Below are 21,687 nucleotides of genomic sequence, written 5' to 3'. Positions count from 1 at the left end.
GAGTGAAATCGCACCAGGAACCACACAAGGCTTGCTGTACCCCGGACAGGGGTCAAAATGTTCATCCTGATTGTGCCGAACGAAAAGCCCTGACAGCAAGCGACGGAAAGCCGGGTCTCGACACAGTGGTCATTCCCGGCGGGATTGCGGTGCTCGGGACGCGTTTCCCGCTGATTGCGAATGATGGAGAGGAAAGACGGAAGGCTCCCACCTTGCGTCAATTCCGAATGACGGCAACCACAATTACGAATGCAGAATTTGAAGCCTTTGTCGAAAGCACCGGCTATCTGACGGACGCCGAACGATACGGTTGGTCATTCGTATTCTGGGCGCAGCTTCCCGACAGCAAATCTGAATTACAAGCGGTTGCCGGGACGGAATGGTGGCGAAAGGTACAAGGAGCGGACTGGCGACACGTGGCTGGACCGGGATCCAAAGCAGACTGGCAACCTGATCACCCTGTCGTGCATATCTCGTGGAACGACGCCACGGCGTTTGCCAACTGGGCGGGTGGACGTCTGCCCACCGAGGCTGAATGGGAACATGCCGCACGAGGTGGGTTGGGAGACATTCCTTATCCTTGGGGAACCCGGGAACCCGACGATGAAGCATTTCAACCCTGCAACATCTGGCAGGGCCGGTTTCCGGAAGAAAACCTTGCCTTGGACGGACACGTGACCACCGCGCCAGCGAAGTCGTTCGAACCCAACGGCTTCGGTCTCTACAATATGGTTGGCAATGTCTGGGAATGGGCAGCAGAGCCTTACAAAATTCCTTCCTTGAAAAAGGCCGTTCAGCAGAAGCTGACCTCCATGAGGGGATTCAAGTTGCTGAAGGGAGGTTCGTTTCTTTGTCATCGAACTTATTGCTGGCGCTACCGCATTGCGGCGCGCAGCGGTGCATCACCAGACACGTCCTTGTCCCATCAGGGGTTTCGAATAGTTCTCGATCTATGAGTGCAACACTCGGAAGCGTGGACACACCAGATGCCAGCTGCATACTCGGCCAGGGGGCAAAATGCTCCAACTGCCTGACAATCAATCTTTGGTTCGGAAAAAGAATGTACGCCAAGCACAGGATAGACCTGCGACTGCTGACATATTTTCACGCTGTCGCGGCGACCGGCAACATCACGAAGGCAGCCGAAGAGTTGAACATTGCTCAGCCGACGTTGTCGAAAGCTCTGAAACTTCTGGAAAGGCAGACAGGCACAACCTTGATGGAACGCAGCGTGCACGGGATCAGACTGACCCCCATAGGCGAACGGCTCCAGCAACATGCAACCATTGTTTTGGCACAAGTCGGCAAGGCGCTGGACGAAGTCGACCAACTCCGCACGGGAGGGCTGGGCGAGGTTCGGGTGGGGGCAGGTCCTTCCTGGGTAAGACGGTTTCTACCGGAAATCGTTGCGGAGATGATGCACGAAAGCCGGGACATCAAAGTAGAGATTGTCGGCGGTTTCGATGACAGCCTGACGGAAAGGTTGGAAGCCGGCGAGCTGGACTTTATTGTTGCTGAACTTCCTCTTGCCGGTGTTGACGACTACGAAGTCGACAAACTGACCTCCGACAATCTTGTTGTCGTCGGCCGTCCGGAACATCCTCTGGCAGGCCGTAAAAATGTCTCGGCAGCCGAAGCCCTGTCACATGACTGGGCGCTCCCACCGGCAAATAATCTGGCGAGACGAAAACTGGATGGCGGCGCGACAACACTTGGTCTGGCACCACCGCGGCCGGAAGTGGTCTCATCGTCACAAACCTTTCTGATGACCGTTGTGCATCTTGCCGATCTGCTCCTCTACACAACCAGAACGCAGCTAAAATCGCCAGAAGGCAAAGGACTTGTTGAAATGGACGTGCCGCAACTGATCACCAGCCGGGAAGCCGGGATTATCTACCGAACACCCCGCCTGCTTTCCCCGGTCGCCGCGCTCCTGGCAGAGCGACTGAAGAACGCCTGCCAGAAGGATCCATTCAACTAGTGGCAGAAATCCAAAGGCCCGACCATAGCCAATGGCTATGGAATTGCTCAATAATATCATTTTTTCACGCCATCTGGAAACGCTACGCTTGGAGCAATCTGAACGGGTAACTGACCTCGTTCAGATGATGGGAGGATCAAAATATGCTTTTTCGAAATAACTTCGCCAGACGCGCCTTGCAGTCGACCGTGGCACTTGCTGCTTTGACAGGTTCAGCATTCGTACCAGCTGCCGCAGCGGATCAGGAACCGATCACAATCGTGATCAACCAATCTCCCTGGTTCGCGGGTTTCCAGGCTGTTGTCGAAAAATACGAGGAAGAGACCGGTAATACCGTCGAGCTCGACGTAAATCCATTTGCCGGCAGCCTTGAGAAACAACGCACAGCGGTCCGGTCCGATGAGAGCCCTTTTGATCTTGTTATCATGAACGCTGGATTCTTCACCGAATTCTACACCGGAGGGTTCCTTGATCCATTGAACGCGATCGATCCGGAATTTAAACTCAGCGAAGACATCTATACGTTCGATGATAGTGTTTGTTGGGATGCCAAAGCTGCCCGCATCACTTGCGAAACCGGTGAATTGATGTCGGTTCCGGTGAACCCGAACATTCTCATTCTTCACTACCGCTCGGATCTCTACCAGGAACACAATCTGTCGGTGCCCGAAACCTGGGACGAGCTGCTGGAGAATGCGAAAGTTCTGAAAAGCCAGAACATGTACGGCATCTCGCAACGCGGTCAACGCGGAGCCTTTGACGTTACCTACGACGTCTTTCCATACCTCTGGGCATATGGCGGCGGGATCATCGACCAGCAAGAAGACGGCAGCTACCGTATTTCCATGAACAGTCCTGAAACACTGGCAGGCATGGAAATGTATTTGAAACTTGCCGAAGAAGTCGGTCACCCGTCAACTGCCGGGCAGACCCAGACGAACGTCATCCAGAATATGGCAACCGGCCGCGCTGCGCACATTGATTCCGTGCTCGCCCCCGGACTGTTCGATAATCCGGACAAGTCCGCAGTTGTCGGCAAAGTCGACTATGCGCCCCCTCCTGGCACGGCAGAACATGGGTCCGCGACCCCGTTGGGACATTGGCTCGCCGGAGTTCCAAAGAACATTCCGGATGCAAACAAAAAGGCCGCGCTCGCATTCCTGACCTGGTTCCAGACCGACGAAGCTCAACGGGCCTACGCAGAGGCCGGATCAGCCCCTGTCAGCCGTGCCGTCCTGACATCCGAGATGGCTGATACTCAGGAATTTCGTTGGATGAAAGCACTTGCAGATGCACTGCCGAATGCTCGGCTGACGTTTACTATTCCCGAAGCCAGCCAGGTTCTGGCAGTGACCGAGCTGCGTTTCAATCAGGCGATCGGTGAAGAAATGCCATTGAACGAAGCCTTGAACACCGCAGCGACCGAGATCGCCAAAGTGCTCGAGGATGCGGGCTACAAGTATCAGAAGCTCGAAGATCTGAACTAGTCGCAACCCTCCCCAACTCACGGGGCTGTTTGTCACCGGACAGCCCCTTTTTTCATTCGATTTTGCTGGATTCGACCTTATGAGTGCAGACAGGTTTTGGCGGCATGCAACTCTGTGGCCAGCTATTTTGCTCTTTGTCGCTCTGACGATACTGCCATTGGCCAATCTGTTCGCACTGAGTTTCAACGATGTTGAATGGGTGAACAGAACACCCGTGTGGAACTGGGTCGGTGCCTCAAACTACCAGAAATTACCTGACGACAACCTCCTGCGCGCAGGATTGCTGAATACCGTAATTTTCGCGGTGGCCGCCGTCGCGATCCAAATGTTGATCGGCTTCGTTCTGGCCCTGCTGACGACCCAGATCACCCGTGGCCGCGGCTTCTACCGCACCATCTTCATCCTGCCTATTCTGGTACCGGGGATAATCATCGGAGCGATCTGGAAGTTGATGTATTCCTACGATTTTGGTGTTCTAAACCAGGTGCTGCATGTCTTCGGATTATCGGCGCTTGATTGGCTCGGAAGCCCGAACCTGGCTCTCCTGTCGGTTATCATTGTCGATGTGTGGCACTGGACGCCTTTCTGTTTCCTTCTTTTGCTGGCCGGTTTGGAGTCCCTACCAGACGATATTTTTGAAGCCGCCCGCATCGACGGCGCTACCGGTTGGCAGATCCTGCGCGACATCACGCTTCCCCTGATGATGCCCGCTATCATCGTGACCTTCGTCTTTCGAATGATCCTCGCTTTCAAGGTGTTCGACGAGATCTACCTTCTAACCGGCGGCGGCCCGGGAACCGCGACGGAGGTGATCAGCTTCACAATTTACCGCCGCTTCTTCACTGAGGATCAATCCGGATACGGAGCGGCCATGTCCATTGCTGTCATCGCAATCATCGCTGCAATGATCATTGTCGCGACCAGGGCAACAGCAGGGCGAGGCAGCAAGGTATGAACGCACGTCTCCAATCTGTAGGTCTGCTGCGTCATGCGGTTCTCGTCACCTTTGCCGTGATTGTCCTGTTTCCGTTTTTGTGGATCGTGATGGCGGCTTTCAAGACTCAGATCGATCTGCTCATGGGCCGGATCTTTTTCCAGCCGAACCTGACGGGTTTTGTCGACGTTATCTTCGACAAGACTTCCGACTTCGGCAGGAACTTCATGAATTCGATGATCGTCGGCGTCGGCAGCACCGTTCTGGTTCTGGTCGTTGCGACACTCGCGGCCTTTTCATTGTACCGATTGCAATGGCCCGGTTGGGTGTTGCATTCGTTGCTCGGTTGGTCGGTCATCTTTCACATGGTGCCGCCGATTACGCTCGCCGGTGCCTGGTACACAATGATGCGTTCCGTCGGGTTGGATAACACCTATACGGGCCTCATTCTTGCCCATGCGACTTTGAACCTGCCAATGGCACTCTGGATGATGGGTGTTTTCATCCGTGATGTTCCAAAGGAACTTGTTGAGGCTGCACAGATCGATGGTGCCAACGTACCCAACATCCTCTGGAACGTTGTCCTTCCCATTGTTCGCCCCGGCATTGCGGCAACAAGCATCCTGACGTTTGTTTTCAGCTGGAACGAGTTTCCAGTCGCACTGGTTCTGACACAGAGACAAACAGCCACCGTCCCTCTTGGGATCGGCAAATACGCCCAGGAGAACACGATCGCCTTTACAGAAATGGCAGCGGCTTCGACGCTTTCGATCGTGCCCGCGCTGATCCTTCTGGTCTTTGCTCAAAAACTGATCGTTCGCGGACTGGTCTCCGGCGCAGTTAAATAGGTGAATTATGAAAACGGTATTCGTGCTCTTCGATTCTCTCAACCGGCACATGCTCTCACCCTATGGCGGCACCCGAATTCCCACGCCGAATTTCGACCGACTGGCCAAAAGGTCCACCACGTTCGACAGGCACTATGTCGGTTCGATGCCCTGTATGCCCGCCCGACGGGATCTTTTAACGGGCCGTCTCAGCTTCCTGCACCGCAGTTGGGGCCCAATGGAGCCGTTTGACAATTCATTCCCCGAAATTCTCGCAAAAGAAAAGGGCGTCTACAGCCATCTGGTAACCGACCACTTTCACTATTTCGAGGACGGTGGTGCCACCTATCATACAAAGTATGACAGTTATGACTTTATCCGCGGACAGGAGGGTGATCGCTGGAAGGCCATGGTGCAGCCGCACTGGGAGCGCTTGAGGGAAAAATATGCCGACGGACAGTTTTCCAAGGAGCGTCGGACTTACAAGGCACAGAACATCATCAACCGGGAGTTTATCCGAGAAGAAAAAGACTTTCCGTCAGTGCAAGTATTCGACGCCGGTATGGATTTCATCGACCGGAACAAGGATGCGGACGATTGGCTTCTTCAGATCGAAACCTTTGATCCGCACGAACCATTTCACGCCCCTGAAGCCTACAAGAAACCATTCGAGACCGGTTGGACAGGCCCCATTCTCGACTGGCCCAGATATGGCCGTGTAGACGAGCTCCCAGAAGAGTGTGAGGAGCTGCGCGCCAACTACTATGCAACTGTTTCGTTGTGCGACGCTCTCTTGGGCCGGCTGTTGGATCAGTTCGACCGCGAAAATCTGTGGGACGATACTCTTCTGGTGGTCACGACCGATCATGGCTTTCTGCTTGGAGAGCACGATTTCTGGTCAAAGAACCGGATGAACATCTATGAGGAAATCGCGCATATTCCGCTATTCGTATTTGACCCGCGAAGGCCTGACAGTCACGGAACGCGTGTCGACGGATTAACGCAGACGAGTGATATCGCTCCAACCTTCCTGAATGCCTATGATGCGACGGTTCCTGAAGAAGTCTGCGCCCAGTCGCTGCTTCCGCTGCTTGACGGTGCCCCATCGACCTATGAAGCGATCCTCTACGGTTATTTTGGAGGTGCGGTAAACATCACGGACGGTCGCTATACCTATCACAGGTATCCGCCCGACCTGCAAACGCAGGAAATCTATCAGTACACGCTGATGCCGACGCATATCTACGAACCCTTTGCCATCAAGGAGTTGCGTGAAACAACCCTGGCGGGACCCTTTCCGTTCACCAAAGGAACGCCATTGCTGCGCGTGCCGGTCAAGCCGGGCACGGCAATGTCGAGGGCTTACGGGCCGGACTGTTTCATTGAAGACGATACCCGCCTGTACGACCTTGTAACGGATCCGGGGCAGCAAACACCGTTGGTTGATGCCGAAGTCGAGGCCAGATTGGCCAACGAAATGGCGCACATGATGAGCGTCTTGAGTGCACCGCAGGAAGCCTTCGACCGGCTTTCGCTCAGCACCACAATGAGTGCGGCAGAATGAGCTCCAGCTGGCCGATATCTGAACGGGCCCTGCTGGAAGCATTGGTTGGCGACCGGAGGCAACTTGCATCCATTCGACAGGTAGAGCTTCAGGACGGCGCGGAACGTGGCGTGCGAGCCCTTGTTTTTTCTACCGGCGCCGGACTTGATTTCTGGGTTCTCCAGGACCGCAGCATGGATATTGGCCTGCTGAGTTGGCGGGGGACCCCGATAGCCTGGCATCATCCGGACGGTTTTGCAGACCCGGCGTTGCGCCCATCTTCAAGCGACTCAGGTAGAGGAGTACAGCGCGCTCTGGGCGGTTTCCTCGTTACGTGCGGTCTGGACAATGTTCGTCAACCGCGCGGCGATCTTCCTCTGCACGGCTCGCTTCCGTTTACGCCTGCGCGGTTGATTTCCTCTTTCGAAGACTGGTCATCGTCAACCCCTGCTCTCATAGCGGAAGGCGAGATCGTTTCCGCGCATCTTGGGAAGTCCTGCTACCGCATGCGCAGACGCATTGAAGCGCCGATTGCCGGATCAAGTCTCACAATTACCGATTGGGTGGAAAATATCGGACCAAACGAAGCTGAACTCATGATCCTCTATCACGTGAATTTCGGCTTTCCGGTTGTGGCCCCCGGGACGACTGTGTCGTTGAACCATTCACCGGTCCCCTTCAAGGATCCGGTAACGGCCGACTGTGCGCAAACCGACCTTGAAGCAGATTGCCGATCCTCGGCTGGAACCAACGGTCGTTTCCAGGTGGATCTTCATCGGGGCGCGTCCGGACCTTGGCCGGGAATTCACGCGAGACTTTCAGGAGAGGCCACTGCGTTGCCGTATATGCAGTTCTGGCGGGATCCCCGTCCAAGACGAAATGTCCTGGCCATCGAGCCGGCCAACTGCGACCGCAACTCAGATGGCACCAGCGGACCTGGGACGACGCTCGCTTCCGGTGAAGTGTGGACCTCCACCCTTCAAATCGAATTTTCCGGACCTTAACGGACAGCCGACAAAGGAAACAGCCATGGCAACAGTATCGCTGCGAGGCGTCAACAAGTCATTCGGTAGACACAAGGTTATTAAGAACATCAGCCTCGATGTCGAAGAAGGCGAATTTGTCGTGCTGATCGGCCCGTCCGGCTGTGGCAAATCCACTCTTTTGAGAATGATCGCCGGTTTGGAAACCATTACGACCGGCGAATTGCTGATCGACGGCAAGCGCATGAACGACGTTCCTCCGCGTGAACGTGGCATTTCCATGGTGTTTCAGTCTTATGCGCTCTACCCGCATATGACGAGCGAGAAGAACATGTCGTTTTCGCTGAGGATCGCAGGCGTCTCTGAGAAAGAACGAACGCAGAAGGTGCAACACGCCGCAGATATACTGGGACTGTCTTCCTACCTTGAGCGCCTGCCTCGACAATTGTCCGGAGGACAGAGGCAACGTGTCGCCATGGGTCGTGCCATCGTCCGCGAACCCTCCGTGTTTCTGTTTGACGAACCGCTGTCCAATCTCGACGCCAAACTGCGCGTAAAGATGCGAGCTGAGTTGAAGGAACTGCACCAGAAACTAAAGACGACGACAATCTATGTCACGCACGACCAAGTCGAGGCAATGACACTTGCTGACAGGATCGTGGTGCTGCGCGACGGAGTAATCGAGCAAATGGGCGCACCGCTCGACCTCTATGACGCTCCTGCAAATGCCTTTGTAGGTACGTTTTTGGGATCCCCGTCGATGAACTTGTTTGACGGAGAGATCCGTCAAGGAGAACCAGACGCGGTTTATTTACCCGATGGCCAACACTTCACACTGTCACAACGCTCAGAACATCGCGGACAGGTGCAAGTGGGCATTCGCCCTGAAAATCTGAAGCTCGTTGCGCAGCCAGATCCCAACACGATCACTGCAGAGGTTGTCGTTGTTGAACCAACGGGAAGTATTACGGAAATCGTCCTTAGAAAAGGCGAGCGTGATTTTACAATTACATCGTCCGAACGCCTGAACCTGCGTGCTGGAGAAACGGTATCCTTGGTCGCCGATGCAAACGCGATAAAAGTGTTTAAGCCCGATGACAGAATACTCCTGAATGAAAGCGCCTAACGCTGCATTCATCTTGATCAATTCCGCACACACGACCTGGACTTCACGCCCATAAGCAAAATTCATTTGGCGTTGAGATGATACAAGATTGCAAGGAAGGGCCCGATGGGCGGGTTTGTGCCCGGTCGAAGGCGCTACCGTGAAGAAAGTGTCCTATAGCGCTTCCCTCCATTCAGTGGAATACAAAGCACCATCAAAATCTGGGCTCAAACACATCGATTGCGGCGAAGTGGTTCTCGATAACTGAGCTTGTCTGCCTACTCGGCGAAAGAATCGAGTGCTGCGTCTGCAAAGGCCGCAAACCGGCATGGCAATTGCTCAATGGTTCGACGACCGACATTAGCGAATGCAAACCTCAAATACTGGTCCTGACCAGGACCAAAATAACTGCCTGGCAGCGCCAGAACCCCGCAACTGCCGGCCAACCGCTCGGCGACCCTGACCCCCGAAATATCAGGAAACGGGTGACGTACATAGGCGAAGTAGGCGCCGATTTGCTCGATTTGCCAAGTGGAATGAGGAGCTAAGGCTTCACGGAAGGCCTCTCCCCTGTCTGCGATCTGAGCATTGATCTCAGCGCGCCATTCACCCAAGTTCGCCATTGCCCAAGGCAGCGATATCTGCGCCGCGCGTGCCGGGCAAATCTGGATACAGTCCAGGATCTTGCCAATTTCACTTAGAACTTGCCGGGAAGCCGTCACAGCACCGAGGCGATGTCCGGGAATCGCGTAACTTTTGGAAAAACTATAAAGGCTTATTAGCGTGTCCTTCCAGCGAGGATCCTTGAACAGACCGTGAGGGACAGCATCCTCAAACAGGAAATCGCGATAGGTTTCGTCCAGGATCAGTTTGATGCCTCTATCACGCGCAAGATTGAAGAAAGATTCAATCAAGTCAGGTGGATAAATGGCTCCTGTAGGGTTGTTCGGCGTCACGAGAACAATCGCTTTGACAGTGTTATCAATCAACTTGGCGGCCTCTGCCGCATCTGGAAGAAAACTTTTTTCAGCCTGCAGCGGCAGTGGTCTCGCCTCAATGCCCAACATGTCGAGGGTCATCTTGTGATTGAAATACCAGGGCGCCGGCAAAATGACCGCATCGCCAGCAGCGGCAAGCGCCATGATTGAGACGAAAAACGCCTGATTGCAGCCTGCGGTAATCGCGACTTCTGCAAAATCAACCGGGGCCTGAAACAGTCTCGAGCAATCCGTTGCGTAAGCAGTTCGGAGTCGGTCGTCGCCGAAGATTTCACCGTATTGCGTTGCCTCAGAAGTCCCTGCCGCCAATGCGAGCTGTTCCAAAAACGCCGACGGCGGCGGATCACCGGGGACTGCCTGGCTCAAGTTGAGCACGGGCCCCACCCGTCCGTCATATGCCGACAACCAATCTGTCGCCTCCGGAATCGGAGGCGTGGCTGTGTCGATTAGATTCAGGTTCAAGTTCGAAGTTGCCACGCTAGCGTTGAAAACTCTGCGCCCGCACACTTGCCGAATGCGCGCGAAAACAGACCTTAGTTTTCGCTAGCCTCCTTAAAATCGAAACTTATCAATCAAAACATTGATTAATATGAACGTAATGATTTCAGCAGAAAAGCGAACCGGCTTGCGAAAAAGTCCAGGCGGACCGCTTTTAACTTTAGTTTCCCGGCTATTTGCTTAGATTTCCGCGCGAATTCGGCATTGGTTGCATCGTGAGGCAAGCCGTTTGCGACCAGTGAAATTGATCACTTCTGAACCAGACTGATGAAATACAGATCAGTCGTGCATAGTTTTTCATCCAAATCGAGAAACTTGTATTTTTTAGCAAGAATAATTCGATTCAATGGAGTGTTAATGCAAACAACAAGACCGGAGCTTACTTCTGCTAATTCGAAACGGTCGCAACAGGCCGAAAATCAGAGGTGGAACGGTGACTTTCAAACTAACCCGAAGAGGCATCTTGAAGGCAAGCGCTGCAACTGCAGCGACGCTCGCGATGCCTTCAATTGTAACGGCCGCCGGTAAAAACGACTTCAGCGGCAAGGAAATCCGGCTCTTGACCTGGTCTGACAATACCGGTCTGGCAATACTTGAGAACATAGCAAAACCCTTTGAGGAAATGACCGGCGCCAAAGTCATTGCCGACCGTACCGGTTCAACTTCGGAAATGGTTGCCAAGCTCAGAGCCTCTGGTGGCAAGGCCCAATATGACGTGATTACCCTTGCCGGTGTCGGTGCCGTTGAACTTGCTGGTGACGGTCTGCTGGCCAAACCCGATCTCAACATGCTGCCAAATCTTGAAAAAGTGGATCCCCGCTTCCGCTCTGGTGCGGAAGGTCATGGTATCGGTTACCTGCTTTGGACCGGCGGCATGGTCTACAATACCAAGACCTTCAAAGAGCCGCCGAAGTCTTATGCAGAAATGTGGGACGCGGCCCATGCCGGTCGCCTGTTCCTGCCGCCGGCCACATGGACGGATGCGTTGGACACGATTTTCGCAACAGGCAAGATGATCGGCGGAGATGGAACCAATTCCGAAGCAGCCTTCGCGAAGCTTGCGGAATTGAGAAGCAGCATATTGACCTTTGGGGAAAATCCGGGCCAGATTTCCGAACTGTTCCGATCCGACGCCCTCGATATCGGCGGCGTATATGCACCAGCGTTTTTTGCGAAAGAACTTGCCAATCCGGCAGAGTCCAACATGGGGGCAACCTACGACCTAGACGAAGGCTTTTTCGCGGATCTGATGTACACGATCGTGCCGAAATCCAAGCCAGGCGATGACGACGTCGTGCACGCGTTCATCAACTACACCCTTGACGACAAGGTTCAAGGCGTCATGGCTGAGGCCGTCCTAAACGGGCCGATCAACCAGCAAGCTGTTATGAGCGAAGCTGCGAAGGCAAGTCCGTTTATCATCAAGCCTGAACAGTTAAGCGAAAAGGCCGTCGTCCATGACAAAGCCTTCATAGCCGACGTTCGGGAAAAGTGGATCGCGACCTATCAACAAACCCTGTCTTAAGAGGCAAGGACTAAGTGACAATCAATCGTGTCGACTGAATTTCTTCCAAGGAAACAGGCGCTGCTATTCGCAGCGCCTGCATTTATTGCCATTCTTCCGTTTCTGGGAGCGTGTTTCTATATCTTGCGGTTTTCCCTGTCGGGTGAACAGGGAACAATTGAAGGCCTGTCCTTCCAAGCATATCGGGACTTGATGACCCCGTTTTTCGGCAGGTCCGTCTGGCTCACTTTGAAACTGGCATTTGTCGCGACGGTGATTGTGATGGTGCTGGCGGTGCCGCTGGCATTTGTCCTAACGTCGCTACGCAGCTTGTTTTTTAGGCGCTTGCTCACGATTTCCATCCTCCTGCCGCTTATCCTGAACCTTCTGGTCCAGGCCTATGGCTGGATCCTGCTGCTTGGCCCGTCCGGAGTTTTGAATTCAAGCCTGAAGGCGTTGGGCATTATCGAACGCCCCCTGTTTCTGCTCTTCAATGAAACAGGTGTTTTGCTGGGTCTGGTCCAGACGTCTCTGCCGCTTGCAGTCTTTCCGATCGTCGGTGCCGTGAGAGCTATTTCGCCGGAATACCTGGAAGCGGCGAGTTCCCTGGGTGCAGGACACTGGCGCACTTTCAGGGACGTCACCGTGCCTCTCTTGCGACCTGGACTCGTCGGGGCAGCCTCCATTGTCTTTGCATTCAACGCCAGCGCTTTTGCCATTCCTCTGCTTCTTGGCGGACGCCGGGTACAGATGATGGGCCTTGTGATCCGCGACATGATCTCTCCGCTGTTCAACTGGTCTGGTGCCGCCGCAGCCGGAATGATCCTGATTGTTTTAACGCTTTTCGTTCTTGTCGCCTCTTCCTGGCTTGTCCGACTTACAACAACCGCAAAGGAAACTCATTGATGCGGGTCGGACTTCTCCCAACTGAGGGTGGTGGGACCTACCGGTTCGCGATCCTTTTTCTTGCGACAATTGGAATTCTGATTTCCTCGCTGCCGGTGATCGTTGTCACGATCATGTCGTTTTCCGCATCCGAGTATTCGAGTTTTCCGCCCACGGAGTTTTCGTTCCGCTGGTATCTCGAAGTTGTGCAGCTGTTCACAAACGAAGATCCGTCCAGTGCGCAATCGGTTGTCGATTCCACCTTAACAAGCCTGCTGGTCGCGTTTTTGGTGATGGTCATTTCGACACTGGTTTGCATTCCGCTTGCCTATGCGCTGGCTCGCAGCAACCGAAACTTGCGTGAGGGTATGGAACTGCTGTTCACCTTGCCTTTGGTGTTTCCATTGGTGATGCTGGGGATTGCCTTTCTCCTTATTGCCGAGAGTCTCCAGCTGGAACTCGGCATCTGGCGAATAGCAATACCGCATATTGCACTTGTTCTGCCGTTTGTGTTGCGCAATTGCCTGAGCGCCATGAATGGCATCAGCGTTGAAATCGAAGAAGCCGCAATTTCACTCGGCGCGTCACCGCTAAGGGCGATCTGGGATGTCGTCGTTCCGTTGATGAAAGCGGGCATTCTCGCCGGTTTGATCTTTGCGCTGATCATTAGTTTCAACGAATTTACCGTCACCTTCTTCATGTATACGATCGATGTCAGCACGCTGCCCATTTGGATGTACAGCCGAACGGTGTCCTCGCTGGACCCGGCGACCCTCGCACTTTCCGTCTTCATTATTGTGGTTGATGTTTTCCTGGTGGTGCTTGTCGACAAGCTGATCGCCGGGCGTGGCAACCTGTTCTGACAAAGGCACAACGTGACCAACACGCATTTGAACATTGAAGCTGTTTCAAAGTCATTTGGACCGGTAACTGCGCTAAATCAAATTGACCTGAAGATTGAACGGGGCTCGTTTGTCTGTCTGCTGGGACCATCCGGCTGCGGCAAAACAACATTGCTGCGCATTATTGCCGGTTTTGAAAAACCAACGGCAGGGCGTTTGTTGCTGGATGGCACCGATATCTCAGAAGTGCCGCCGCACAAGCGCGGGTTCGGAATGGTTTTCCAATCGCTTGCTTTGTTTCCGCACATGAGTGTTGCCGAAAACATCGCGTACGGTCTGAAGCTGCGCAAGACGACGGCGAAGGAACAGCGTGAACGTGTTGAAGAACTACTCCACGTTGTTGAGCTTCCACATATTGCAGATCGCACTGTTTCAGCGCTGTCCGGCGGACAACGACAGAGGGTGGCAATTGCCAGAGCGCTCGCAATCAAACCAAAGCTTTTTCTTCTGGACGAACCGCTATCTGCGTTGGATGCGAAACTTCGCGACAACATGCAGATCGAACTTCGTAGGCTTCAGCAGAAATTCGGCGTTACGACTGTTTTGGTCACACACGACCAAACCGAGGCAATGATGCTGGCTGATGAACTTGTGGTTCTGGACCACGGCAAGGTTCAACAAGCAGCCACACCAACTCAGGTTTACCGCCAACCAGCCAACAGCCTGGTGGCCGACTTCATTGGTGCCGCCAACCTTGTGAAAGCCGAGGTTGATCAGAACGGACAACTGGCACTCTTTGGAAATACCTTCAAAGTGGCTGCTGATCACGAACCCGGTACGGCTGTCAGCGTTGCTGTGCGAGCAGAAAACATTTCCTTGCGCCCAGCGCAGGCAAATGGAGGATCAGCAGGGCGTGTTGTCTTTGCCCGAGATCTCGGTGCTTTCAAAGAATGGCTTGTCAGCGTAAAGGATCAGGAAATCCGGGTGCGCAGTTCCGCCTCCGATGCAAGCGAATACCAGGTAGGTGATCTCGTACACCTGAGCGCTGATCCGGCCCGCCTATCAGTCTTTCCATTTACGGGGTCTGAAGATGCGGCAAACTGAAGGCCTGTTGCGCTTTTCAAATGCAGCCTTGGCGATGCTGCCCGAACGGTGCTGCCCTGACTGGTCAACGAAAATTAGGGCACTTTCTGTCGTATGAAAGCGGAAGCCAGCGAAGTGGTGCCACGGTTATCCTGCAGGCGTAGCAGATAGAATTCATCGAGCGCAGCAGGCAAGGGGCGCGTGTCAACGCCCCCTGCCTCCTACGTCCTCTTGGAATGTTATTCCTTGGCGGCAATAATCATGACTTCGACCAGGAAATCGGGCAAAACAAGCTTGCTTTCAACGCAAGCCCGCGCAGGCGGATTTTGCGGGTCGATCCATGCATCCCAGACTTTGTTCATGGCGTCGACATGCCCCATGTCCGCAACCCAGATCTGAGCGGACAAGATGCTGGACTTGCTGCTTCCCACAGATGCCAGGAGACGGTCCACCTCGGCCAGCATGGACTGTGTCTGCCGCGTCATATCCGGACCCTCGCCGATTTGACCTGCCAGATAGACGGTGTTGCCGTGAACCACAGCCTGACTCATACGGCTGCCTTTCTCCAAGCGTTCGATGGTCATTTGCCTTTTCCTTGTGTTCTGGGAAGAGAGGGAGAAAATTGCATTAGGCTCAGAATTTCAAAGAGCATCTGAGCTCCTGCGTGGGCAGTATTGGTACTTTGATCATAGGCGGGAGCGACTTCAACAACATCGCCGCCAACGAAATTGAGCCCCTTGAGACCGCGGATCAGACGTAGTGCTTCCCGAGTGGTCAAACCGCCTATTTCCGGTGTACCGGTGCCGGGAGCAAAAGCCGGATCCAGACTGTCGATGTCAAAGGAAAGATATGTCGGACCGCTTCCGACGACCTGACGCGCTTTTTCGATTATGTCCGGAAAGCTTGTATCGGTAATGTCTTTTGCCTCGACAACCGTCATGCCCGACATCTCGGAGAATTCCCAGATATACCCTGCGGCACCGCGAATTCCGATCTGGATCGTTCGCTCGGGCGCTAGAACGCCATCGAGCACAGCGTTGCGGAAAGGTCCTCCGTGGTGAAATTTCTCGTTTTCATAAGCGCCGCCTGTGTCGCAATGTGCATCGATATGCACCATGCCCACTGGTTCGTTCCGGCCGACCGCACGCAAGATGGGATGTGTGATGGAATGATCGCCTCCGACACCGATTGGGATCGCGCCCGCTTGAACAATCTGCGTCACATAGTCTTCGATTTCCTTATGGCTCAGACCAAGGTCAAATCGGCTGCTGAAGGGCACATCGCCGAGATCCGCAACTGCCATCTCGTGCAGTGGCGCCGTTTCCAGAGCATCATTGTAAGGACCTACGCGCTCGATGGAGCGAAGAGCTCGTGGTCCGAAACGGGCACCGTTTCGGTTTGTAACGCCCAAATCCATGGGCGCGCCATATAGGGCAACCTGAAGCTCGCTCGCCTGTTCCAAAGTTGCTTGCTGAGCGTCGAGAAGTGTTGGGATACCGGAGTAAGGCGCCGGTCGCTTCCCACCTTCGGAGAATATTTTCGAGGCGATCTTCTGATACTTCGGCGTGAATAGCGTTCCGCCATCCGCATTGCCGAACTTTTCCCTAAGGGCCTCAAGTTTTGCGTTCGCCATCTATAGCTCCTGAAAAACAAGTAAGGAGTTGAATAAGATGGATTTTAAGCCTCATAAAGTTGAACTATCCAAAGAACATTTGCATAAATATGCATGAGTAAACATGAGGTACGAAAAAGCGATGGCCCGGCGGAAAAATGCATTTTCAGGAAGCGTAAGCGGGGCGGATATCCGACTGATGCGGGTTTTCAAAACTGTAATTGAGTGTTCCGGCCTGTCCTCCGCCCAAACAGAACTAGGCGTCGGGGCCTCAACGATATCCAGGCAAATATCAGACCTGGAAACACGCCTGGGAATAAGGCTCTGCCACCGCGGTCGAAGCGGATTTTCTCTAACGCAGCAAGGTGAAATTGCGTTGGAGCACATTGATCGACTGCTTGCAGCAGCCGATGAGTTTGCCACAAGCGTCGCTTCCATCAACCGGCAGCTGGTTGGCAAAATTGATATCGGTATGATCGACTACACCCTGTCCGATGAGCGAAATCCCCTGGTTTCAGCCATTCGTCGGTTTAAAGACGACGCTCCGGATGTCGACGTGAGCCTGATGACTGGAACACCTGCTGAGGTGGAACGGGCAGTCATCGACGGAATACTGCATTTCGGGATTGTCCCGGATTACCAGCGTCACCCCAGTTTGAAGTATCGTCATCTTTATGATGAAGAGGTGGGCCTATTTTGCGCCGGTGAACACCCAATGTCGGTCGCACTTGATGCCGGGAAAATCTTGAGCCAAGAAGAAATTTTGGAGCACGCTCTGGTCTACCGCGGCTATTTTGAAAGCAATACGATCCGAACCCTCAAACAGAAGTTCCCGGTGGGCACCATCGTTTTCCAAACCGAAGCCGTTCTGGCTTTGGTCGGAGCCGGAGTTTATCTCGGGTTCTTTCCAACTCATTGTACCAGCCAGGCACTCTATGAATTCAAGGAATTACGGCCAGATATTTTCCGATATTCATCGCCAATCTGCGCTGTTTGGCGCGGTGACAGGAACCAATCGCCTGTTTTGCAGCAGTTTCTGGAGCTGATCACAGTTGATGCCCCCACTAGCGCAGCTGGGCCCGCCGGTCGGAGGTAACATTGCCTAGCAGTGACCCTGGTATTCTGCGGCACGGCACACTCAAAGGGCGTATTTGGCGGAATACAAAACGGCCGGGATAGGTCTCAGTCTGCGCAAAGGCGAAACAAGTCGGCCAGCTGAGCTTCACCGCAGACTCACTTTTTGGTATTTTCGCAGCTCAAGGAACACGGCGTAGTCTCCTGATTGGATCTTTATTTTGGAATTGGTCATCCTCGCAACACCCTACTTCAACCTCGCTGCGACGATGTCGTTTATCGATCCGTTTCGAGCTGCGAACTACCTGATTGGGTCTACAAAATTCCAATGGAATGTGTATTCGGCGCAAGGCGGACTTCTGCCGTCCAGCAGCGGTCTCGAGATTCAGACAAAGGCATTGACAAATTCCGCCTCCTTGAAAGCCGACCTTGTCGTGGTCAGTTCGAGCTGGACGCCCGAACACAGCTATTCAGATGTCATAACTTCGGCACTGAAAAGGTGGGCGCGCGAAGGGAGGACGATCGGCGGAATTGACACTGGTGCTTTCGTTTTGGCGAATGCAGGCCTTCTGAACAACAAGAAGGCGACGGTCCACTACGAGCATATTGATGCACTTGCAGAAACAGCGACCAACACATCGGTTTTAGAAGACCTCTTTGTTGTAGATGGCAGAGTTTTTACGTGTTGCGGAGGGACCGCGACTTCTGATGCTGCTCTCTACTTTCTGAACCGGTATTGCGGATTGGGCATTGCAAACGCAGCCGCACGATATCTGTTTCATCACGACGTTCGCGGGCCCGGCAGATCGCAAAATCCCAAGTTGATTGAACCTACAGGACAAGTGACACCGAATACCGTCAGAAGAGCAATCGATTTGATGGAAGCAAATCTCGAAGATCCGATTTCCATCCCTGAAATCTGTAGTCGAATAGCTATTTCTCAGCGGCAGCTGGGTCGCCTGTTCACTCAATTTGTCCACAAAACGCCCGTAGAGTATTACCGCGATATCAGACTGGACCGCGCACGCGGACTGGTTACGCAAACGGAGATGAAACTCAGTGAGGTGGCAGCGGCCTCAGGATTTAACAGCCAGGTTCATTTCAGTCGCTGTTATCAGCAAAAATTTGGTTTGCCACCAAACAAGGACCGAATAGAGGGCCGGGTGCCCTTTGAGTTTCGGGCCTGGCCAATGCACAGTCCGACAGCGCGCCAACGTTATGAAACGGAAACGAATTCAGATTCGGGCGACTAACGTAAATCGCGTGTAGCGGCCTGAATTGCCACCAGCATTCTATCTCGAACACGCGATAGGTCTTCTGGAGTTTGTCCGCATGCCTGCTCCTCTAGACCGGCCACGAGTTGTTCAATAATCTGATCGTCTAGGCGTGGATCGCCGAGGTCATCCCACCAACCATTGAACGTATCCTTGAAGTGCTCGCAGAACGACCGGAGTCCCCCTTCTCCCGCCCCAAGGTGGAACAGCATAGTTGGCCCCATTGAGGCCCACCTCAAACCAGGACCAGCCCACATTGCCTTATCGATATGTTCGACACTCGCAACACCTTCGACAGCCATATAAATTGCTTCCCGCCAAACAGCGGCCTGCAGGCGATTGGCGACGTGACCGGGCATGCCTTTTTTAATACGTATCGTAACCTTCCCAATGTCCTGATAAAAAGCTTCAGCTACCTCCAGAACGTTCGCCCCGGTTCTTAAATTCTCGGTAAGTTCCACAAGCGGGATCAAGTGTGGTGGATTGAACGGATGCCCGAGTAAAAAACAAGCCGGATCCTTCCAACCATCCTGCAAAGCTTCCAGCGTTAGACCAGACGTAGAACTCGAAACGATCGTACCCTTTTTCAAAACCGCTTCGATTTCACGATAGGTAGCATGTTTGACAGGAAGCCTTTCAGGGACATTTTCCTGGACGAAGTCGGCTCCCTCAACAGCTTCTGCGGCAGAATTTGCAAATGACAACCCACCAGGTTGAGCCCGATCTGCGAGCCCTAGTTGCTCAAGCGCAGGCCAGGCTTTTTCGATATACGCCCGAACGATTCTTTCCAAAGCTGTGTCTGGATCGAACACTGAAACACTACGTCCGGAAGCCAGAAACAACGCCGCCCAGCTGGCGCCGATTACACCTGCTCCCAAAATCGCAACATGGGACATCTGTTTCATTAGAATAATCCCGGATTAAGGGGGAGGCAGCAGTCATACCGCCATCGAGTGTGAACATTTGCCCGGTGGCAAAGCTTGCATCGTCAGAAGCAAGCCAAACTGCCAAAGCGGCAATGTCTGACGGTTTGCCAAAACGCCGGATCGGATGACGTGCGATCGCATCGGTCTCAGCCTTCTTCGGATCCGTCGCGAGGTCGAAACCGGCTTTCAGCATGCCTGTTTCGATCCAACCCGGACAAATTGCATTGCACCGAACAGCTGGGCCATGATCCACGGCAACCGAACGCGTCAGTCCGTGCACAAACGCTTTGGAAGCGTTGTAAAGAGCCATGGATGGATCGGCGACAGTGCCGGAAATTGATCCGATGTTGATGATTGAACCGCCCAAAGACATTTGCGGTATGAGCGCCCGGCAAACATTGAAGACGCCCCGTGCATTGGTTCCAACAACCCAGTCCCAGTCTTCATCAGAACTGTCCACAACCGTTTTTTCCAACTGAACGCCTGCATTGTTCACGACAACATCGAGTTCACCGAGAATTTTTGCCGCATCACAAACGGCGTTCGGGTCAGAAACATCAAGGCTGATCCAGCGCGCGTCAAATCCGTCAGGCTGCTCCCCGCGACCGCAGGCAACTACGTCCGCTCCTTCGGCGTGAAAGGCGTCGACGATAGCGCGACCAATGCCGGACCGTCCTCCGGTAACGAAAGCCGTCTTTCCTGAAAGCCTCATGAGTGCGCCACCATGACGTGACGGATCGATGTGTAGGCATCCAGTGAATAGACCGACATGTCGCAGCCGGTGCCCGACCCTTTCATGGCAGCCCAAGGCATCTCCGGTGTCGCTACACCGTGCGTGTTCACCCAGGTGAAACCGTAGCGCAGCTTCGACGCCATACGCATTGCAAGTCCGACATCTTTTGTCCAGACGGAGGATGCCAAACCGTAAGATCCCGAATTTGCAGTTTTCAGCGCTTCGTCAGCATCTGCAAATCGAGACACCGAGACAACGGGACCAAAAACTTCATTTCGCGAAATCTCAGCATCATTGTCTACATTTGCGACGATTGTCGGCCTGTAAAAGAAGCCGTCCCCCTCACCGCTCTCTCCACCGGTGACCACTTCGCAAGAAGACCGCGCACGGTCTACAAAGGCGGCTACACGGTTCCTGTGACCTGAAGAAACAAGGGGACCCATCTCTGTACCCTCCGCCTTGGGAGCGCCGATTTGTATGCGGCCTACCTGGTCGACAATCGCGGTCAATAGTTTCTCGTAAGACGCTTCGGAGACGAGAACCCGGCATGGCTGAGCACAGTCCTGGCCTGCGTTGAAAAAGCTGCCATAGCGAATGGTCTCGGCAACTGCATCCAGATCGGCATCGTCAAAAACGATCACTGGAGCCTTGCCGCCCAATTCCAGATGGACATGACGGATCTGATTGGAAGCGGCACGCATGGCCGCCATTCCTGTCGCTGGAGACCCCGTGACGCTGATCGCTTCCATCTGAGGGCTGTTGATGAGTTGATCACCGACCGTGGGGCCTGATCCATGCACGATATTCAACTGCCCGGCCGGCAAGATATCCTTCAGAAGCTCAGCCAGTTTTAAAGTCGATAGCGGTGTCAGCTCTGACGGTTTCAGGACGATCGAGCATCCGGCCGCGATAGGAGCAGCCAGTTTCCAGGCCGCCATCATCAAAGGGTAGTTCCAGGGCGCGATCGCCGCGACTGGACCCACCGGATCTCGGCGGATCATGGAAGTGTGGCCAGCAACATATTCACCTGCAGCGGACCCCGTCATCGTTCTTGCTGCGCCCGCAAAGAAACGGAAAACATCGATTGTCAAAGGAATTTCGTCGTCAAGTGCCGATGGCCAGGGCTTGCCGACGTCGAGGCTTTCCAGCTCTGCAAGTTCCTGGCTTTTGGCTTCAACAGCATCCGCAATTTGCAGAAGGAGGGCGGAACGTTCTGCAGGCGAGGACGACGAGAAAGTCTCAAAAGCTTCTGCTGCCCCTCTGGCCGCCGCATCGACCTGTTCGGGACTGGCATCTCTTACCTGGGCGACCTCTTTGCCTGTTGCAGGATCAAAAACACTCCGCGCCTCACCGTCGCCATCCACCAGTTCGCCGTTTATCAGCAGTTTCGTCTGCATG

Annotated in this window: 20 protein-coding genes and 1 pseudogene; 15 read left to right on the top strand and 6 right to left on the bottom strand. The window is 53.9% G+C overall.

The window, feature by feature from the left end:
- The first annotated feature begins 2 nt into the window (after nt 1-2).
- The 8 genes from ACZ1HV_RS22450 (at nt 3) to ACZ1HV_RS22415 (ending at nt 8,881) form a co-directional block, all read left to right on the top strand.
- On the top strand, nt 3-956 hold the full coding sequence (locus ACZ1HV_RS22450) for a formylglycine-generating enzyme family protein (protein WP_472716366.1): 954 nt from the start codon (nt 3-5) through the stop codon (nt 954-956).
- Nucleotides 957-1,060: 104 nt separating this feature from the next.
- Entirely contained in the window at nt 1,061-1,981 is a 921-nt protein-coding gene (locus tag ACZ1HV_RS22445; RefSeq protein WP_298812743.1) for a LysR family transcriptional regulator, read from the top strand.
- A 143-nt stretch (nt 1,982-2,124) separates the two neighbouring features.
- Nucleotides 2,125-3,468: an extracellular solute-binding protein gene (locus tag ACZ1HV_RS22440; protein ID WP_472716365.1), complete on the top strand. Its 1,344-nt coding sequence runs from the start codon at nt 2,125-2,127 to the stop codon at nt 3,466-3,468.
- A 79-nt stretch (nt 3,469-3,547) separates the two neighbouring features.
- Complete coding sequence (locus tag ACZ1HV_RS22435; RefSeq protein WP_298985512.1) at nt 3,548-4,423, top strand: carbohydrate ABC transporter permease; 876 nt, start codon at nt 3,548-3,550, stop codon at nt 4,421-4,423.
- Entirely contained in the window at nt 4,420-5,250 is an 831-nt protein-coding gene (locus ACZ1HV_RS22430) for a carbohydrate ABC transporter permease (protein ID WP_472716364.1), read from the top strand. The genes ACZ1HV_RS22435 and ACZ1HV_RS22430 overlap by 4 nt, the downstream gene beginning before the upstream one ends.
- Before the next feature lie 7 nt (nt 5,251-5,257).
- Entirely contained in the window at nt 5,258-6,793 is a 1,536-nt protein-coding gene (locus tag ACZ1HV_RS22425) for a sulfatase (RefSeq protein ID WP_472716363.1), read from the top strand.
- Nucleotides 6,790-7,776, top strand: coding sequence for a DUF4432 family protein (locus tag ACZ1HV_RS22420; RefSeq protein WP_298812759.1), 987 nt, complete (start codon nt 6,790-6,792; stop codon nt 7,774-7,776). Before ACZ1HV_RS22425 ends, ACZ1HV_RS22420 begins: the two co-directional genes overlap by 4 nt.
- A gap of 25 nt (nt 7,777-7,801) precedes the next feature.
- Nucleotides 7,802-8,881, top strand: coding sequence for an ABC transporter ATP-binding protein (locus ACZ1HV_RS22415; RefSeq protein WP_472716362.1), 1,080 nt, complete (start codon nt 7,802-7,804; stop codon nt 8,879-8,881).
- 257 nt (nt 8,882-9,138) lie between these two features.
- Here the strand turns inward: ACZ1HV_RS22415 and ACZ1HV_RS22410 are convergent, their stop codons facing one another.
- Nucleotides 9,139-10,320 (bottom strand): aminotransferase, encoded by a 1,182-nt coding sequence (locus tag ACZ1HV_RS22410; protein WP_472716361.1) that lies wholly within the window; start codon nt 10,318-10,320, stop codon nt 9,139-9,141.
- Between the two features lie 469 nt (nt 10,321-10,789).
- Here ACZ1HV_RS22410 and ACZ1HV_RS22405 point away from each other — a divergent pair, with 469 nt between their 5' ends.
- From ACZ1HV_RS22405 to ACZ1HV_RS22390, 4 genes are read left to right on the top strand one after another with little or no spacing between them, the layout of a single operon-like run.
- Complete coding sequence (locus ACZ1HV_RS22405; RefSeq protein WP_298812766.1) at nt 10,790-11,881, top strand: extracellular solute-binding protein; 1,092 nt, start codon at nt 10,790-10,792, stop codon at nt 11,879-11,881.
- A gap of 27 nt (nt 11,882-11,908) precedes the next feature.
- Nucleotides 11,909-12,766, top strand: a complete 858-nt coding sequence (locus tag ACZ1HV_RS22400; RefSeq protein ID WP_472716360.1) for an ABC transporter permease — start codon at nt 11,909-11,911, stop codon at nt 12,764-12,766.
- Nucleotides 12,766-13,608 carry an ABC transporter permease gene (locus tag ACZ1HV_RS22395; protein WP_298812770.1) on the top strand — a complete coding sequence of 281 codons (843 nt, stop codon included), beginning with the start codon at nt 12,766-12,768 and terminating at the stop codon, nt 13,606-13,608. The genes ACZ1HV_RS22400 and ACZ1HV_RS22395 overlap by 1 nt, the downstream gene beginning before the upstream one ends.
- Nucleotides 13,609-13,620: 12 nt before the next feature.
- Nucleotides 13,621-14,691 (top strand): ABC transporter ATP-binding protein, encoded by a 1,071-nt coding sequence (locus tag ACZ1HV_RS22390; protein ID WP_472716359.1) that lies wholly within the window; start codon nt 13,621-13,623, stop codon nt 14,689-14,691.
- Nucleotides 14,692-14,909: 218 nt separating this feature from the next.
- On the opposite strand, the gene ACZ1HV_RS22385 is transcribed toward ACZ1HV_RS22390, so the two are convergent.
- Together ACZ1HV_RS22385 and speB are read right to left on the bottom strand one after the other, a co-directional pair.
- A complete protein-coding gene (locus tag ACZ1HV_RS22385) occupies nt 14,910-15,254 on the bottom strand; it encodes a RidA family protein (RefSeq protein WP_472716358.1) in 345 nt (114 codons plus the stop codon).
- Complete coding sequence (gene speB / locus ACZ1HV_RS22380; protein ID WP_298812775.1) at nt 15,251-16,303, bottom strand: agmatinase; 1,053 nt, start codon at nt 16,301-16,303, stop codon at nt 15,251-15,253. Before speB ends, ACZ1HV_RS22385 begins: the two co-directional genes overlap by 4 nt.
- Before the next feature lie 103 nt (nt 16,304-16,406).
- Between speB and ACZ1HV_RS22375 the strand changes: the two are divergent.
- The 3 genes and pseudogenes from ACZ1HV_RS22375 to ACZ1HV_RS22365 all read left to right on the top strand — a co-directional run.
- Nucleotides 16,407-16,640, top strand: a pseudogene (locus ACZ1HV_RS22375) (LysR family transcriptional regulator); the annotation flags it as partial.
- A gap of 18 nt (nt 16,641-16,658) precedes the next feature.
- On the top strand, nt 16,659-17,378 hold the full coding sequence (locus ACZ1HV_RS22370) for a substrate-binding domain-containing protein (protein ID WP_472718492.1): 720 nt from the start codon (nt 16,659-16,661) through the stop codon (nt 17,376-17,378).
- A gap of 199 nt (nt 17,379-17,577) precedes the next feature.
- A complete protein-coding gene (locus tag ACZ1HV_RS22365) occupies nt 17,578-18,609 on the top strand; it encodes a GlxA family transcriptional regulator (protein WP_472716357.1) in 1,032 nt (343 codons plus the stop codon).
- On the opposite strand, the gene ACZ1HV_RS22360 is transcribed toward ACZ1HV_RS22365, so the two are convergent.
- Genes ACZ1HV_RS22360 through ACZ1HV_RS22350 form a run of 3 tightly spaced genes read right to left on the bottom strand, consistent with a single transcriptional unit; the run spans nt 18,606 to nt 21,686 of the window.
- Nucleotides 18,606-19,535, bottom strand: coding sequence for a 3-hydroxyacyl-CoA dehydrogenase NAD-binding domain-containing protein (locus ACZ1HV_RS22360; RefSeq protein WP_472716356.1), 930 nt, complete (start codon nt 19,533-19,535; stop codon nt 18,606-18,608). The genes ACZ1HV_RS22365 and ACZ1HV_RS22360 overlap by 4 nt on opposite strands.
- A complete protein-coding gene (locus ACZ1HV_RS22355) occupies nt 19,450-20,268 on the bottom strand; it encodes an SDR family NAD(P)-dependent oxidoreductase (RefSeq protein ID WP_472716355.1) in 819 nt (272 codons plus the stop codon). The genes ACZ1HV_RS22360 and ACZ1HV_RS22355 overlap by 86 nt, the downstream gene beginning before the upstream one ends.
- Nucleotides 20,265-21,686: an aminobutyraldehyde dehydrogenase gene (locus ACZ1HV_RS22350; RefSeq protein WP_472716354.1), complete on the bottom strand. Its 1,422-nt coding sequence runs from the start codon at nt 21,684-21,686 to the stop codon at nt 20,265-20,267. The genes ACZ1HV_RS22355 and ACZ1HV_RS22350 overlap by 4 nt, the downstream gene beginning before the upstream one ends.
- Nucleotide 21,687 lies beyond the last annotated feature (1 nt).

The sequence above is a fragment of the Roseibium sp. JB4-4 genome (assembly GCF_055693425.1).
The sequence above is the reverse complement of the archived record's forward strand: the minus strand, read 5'-3'. Positions and strand labels throughout refer to the sequence as shown.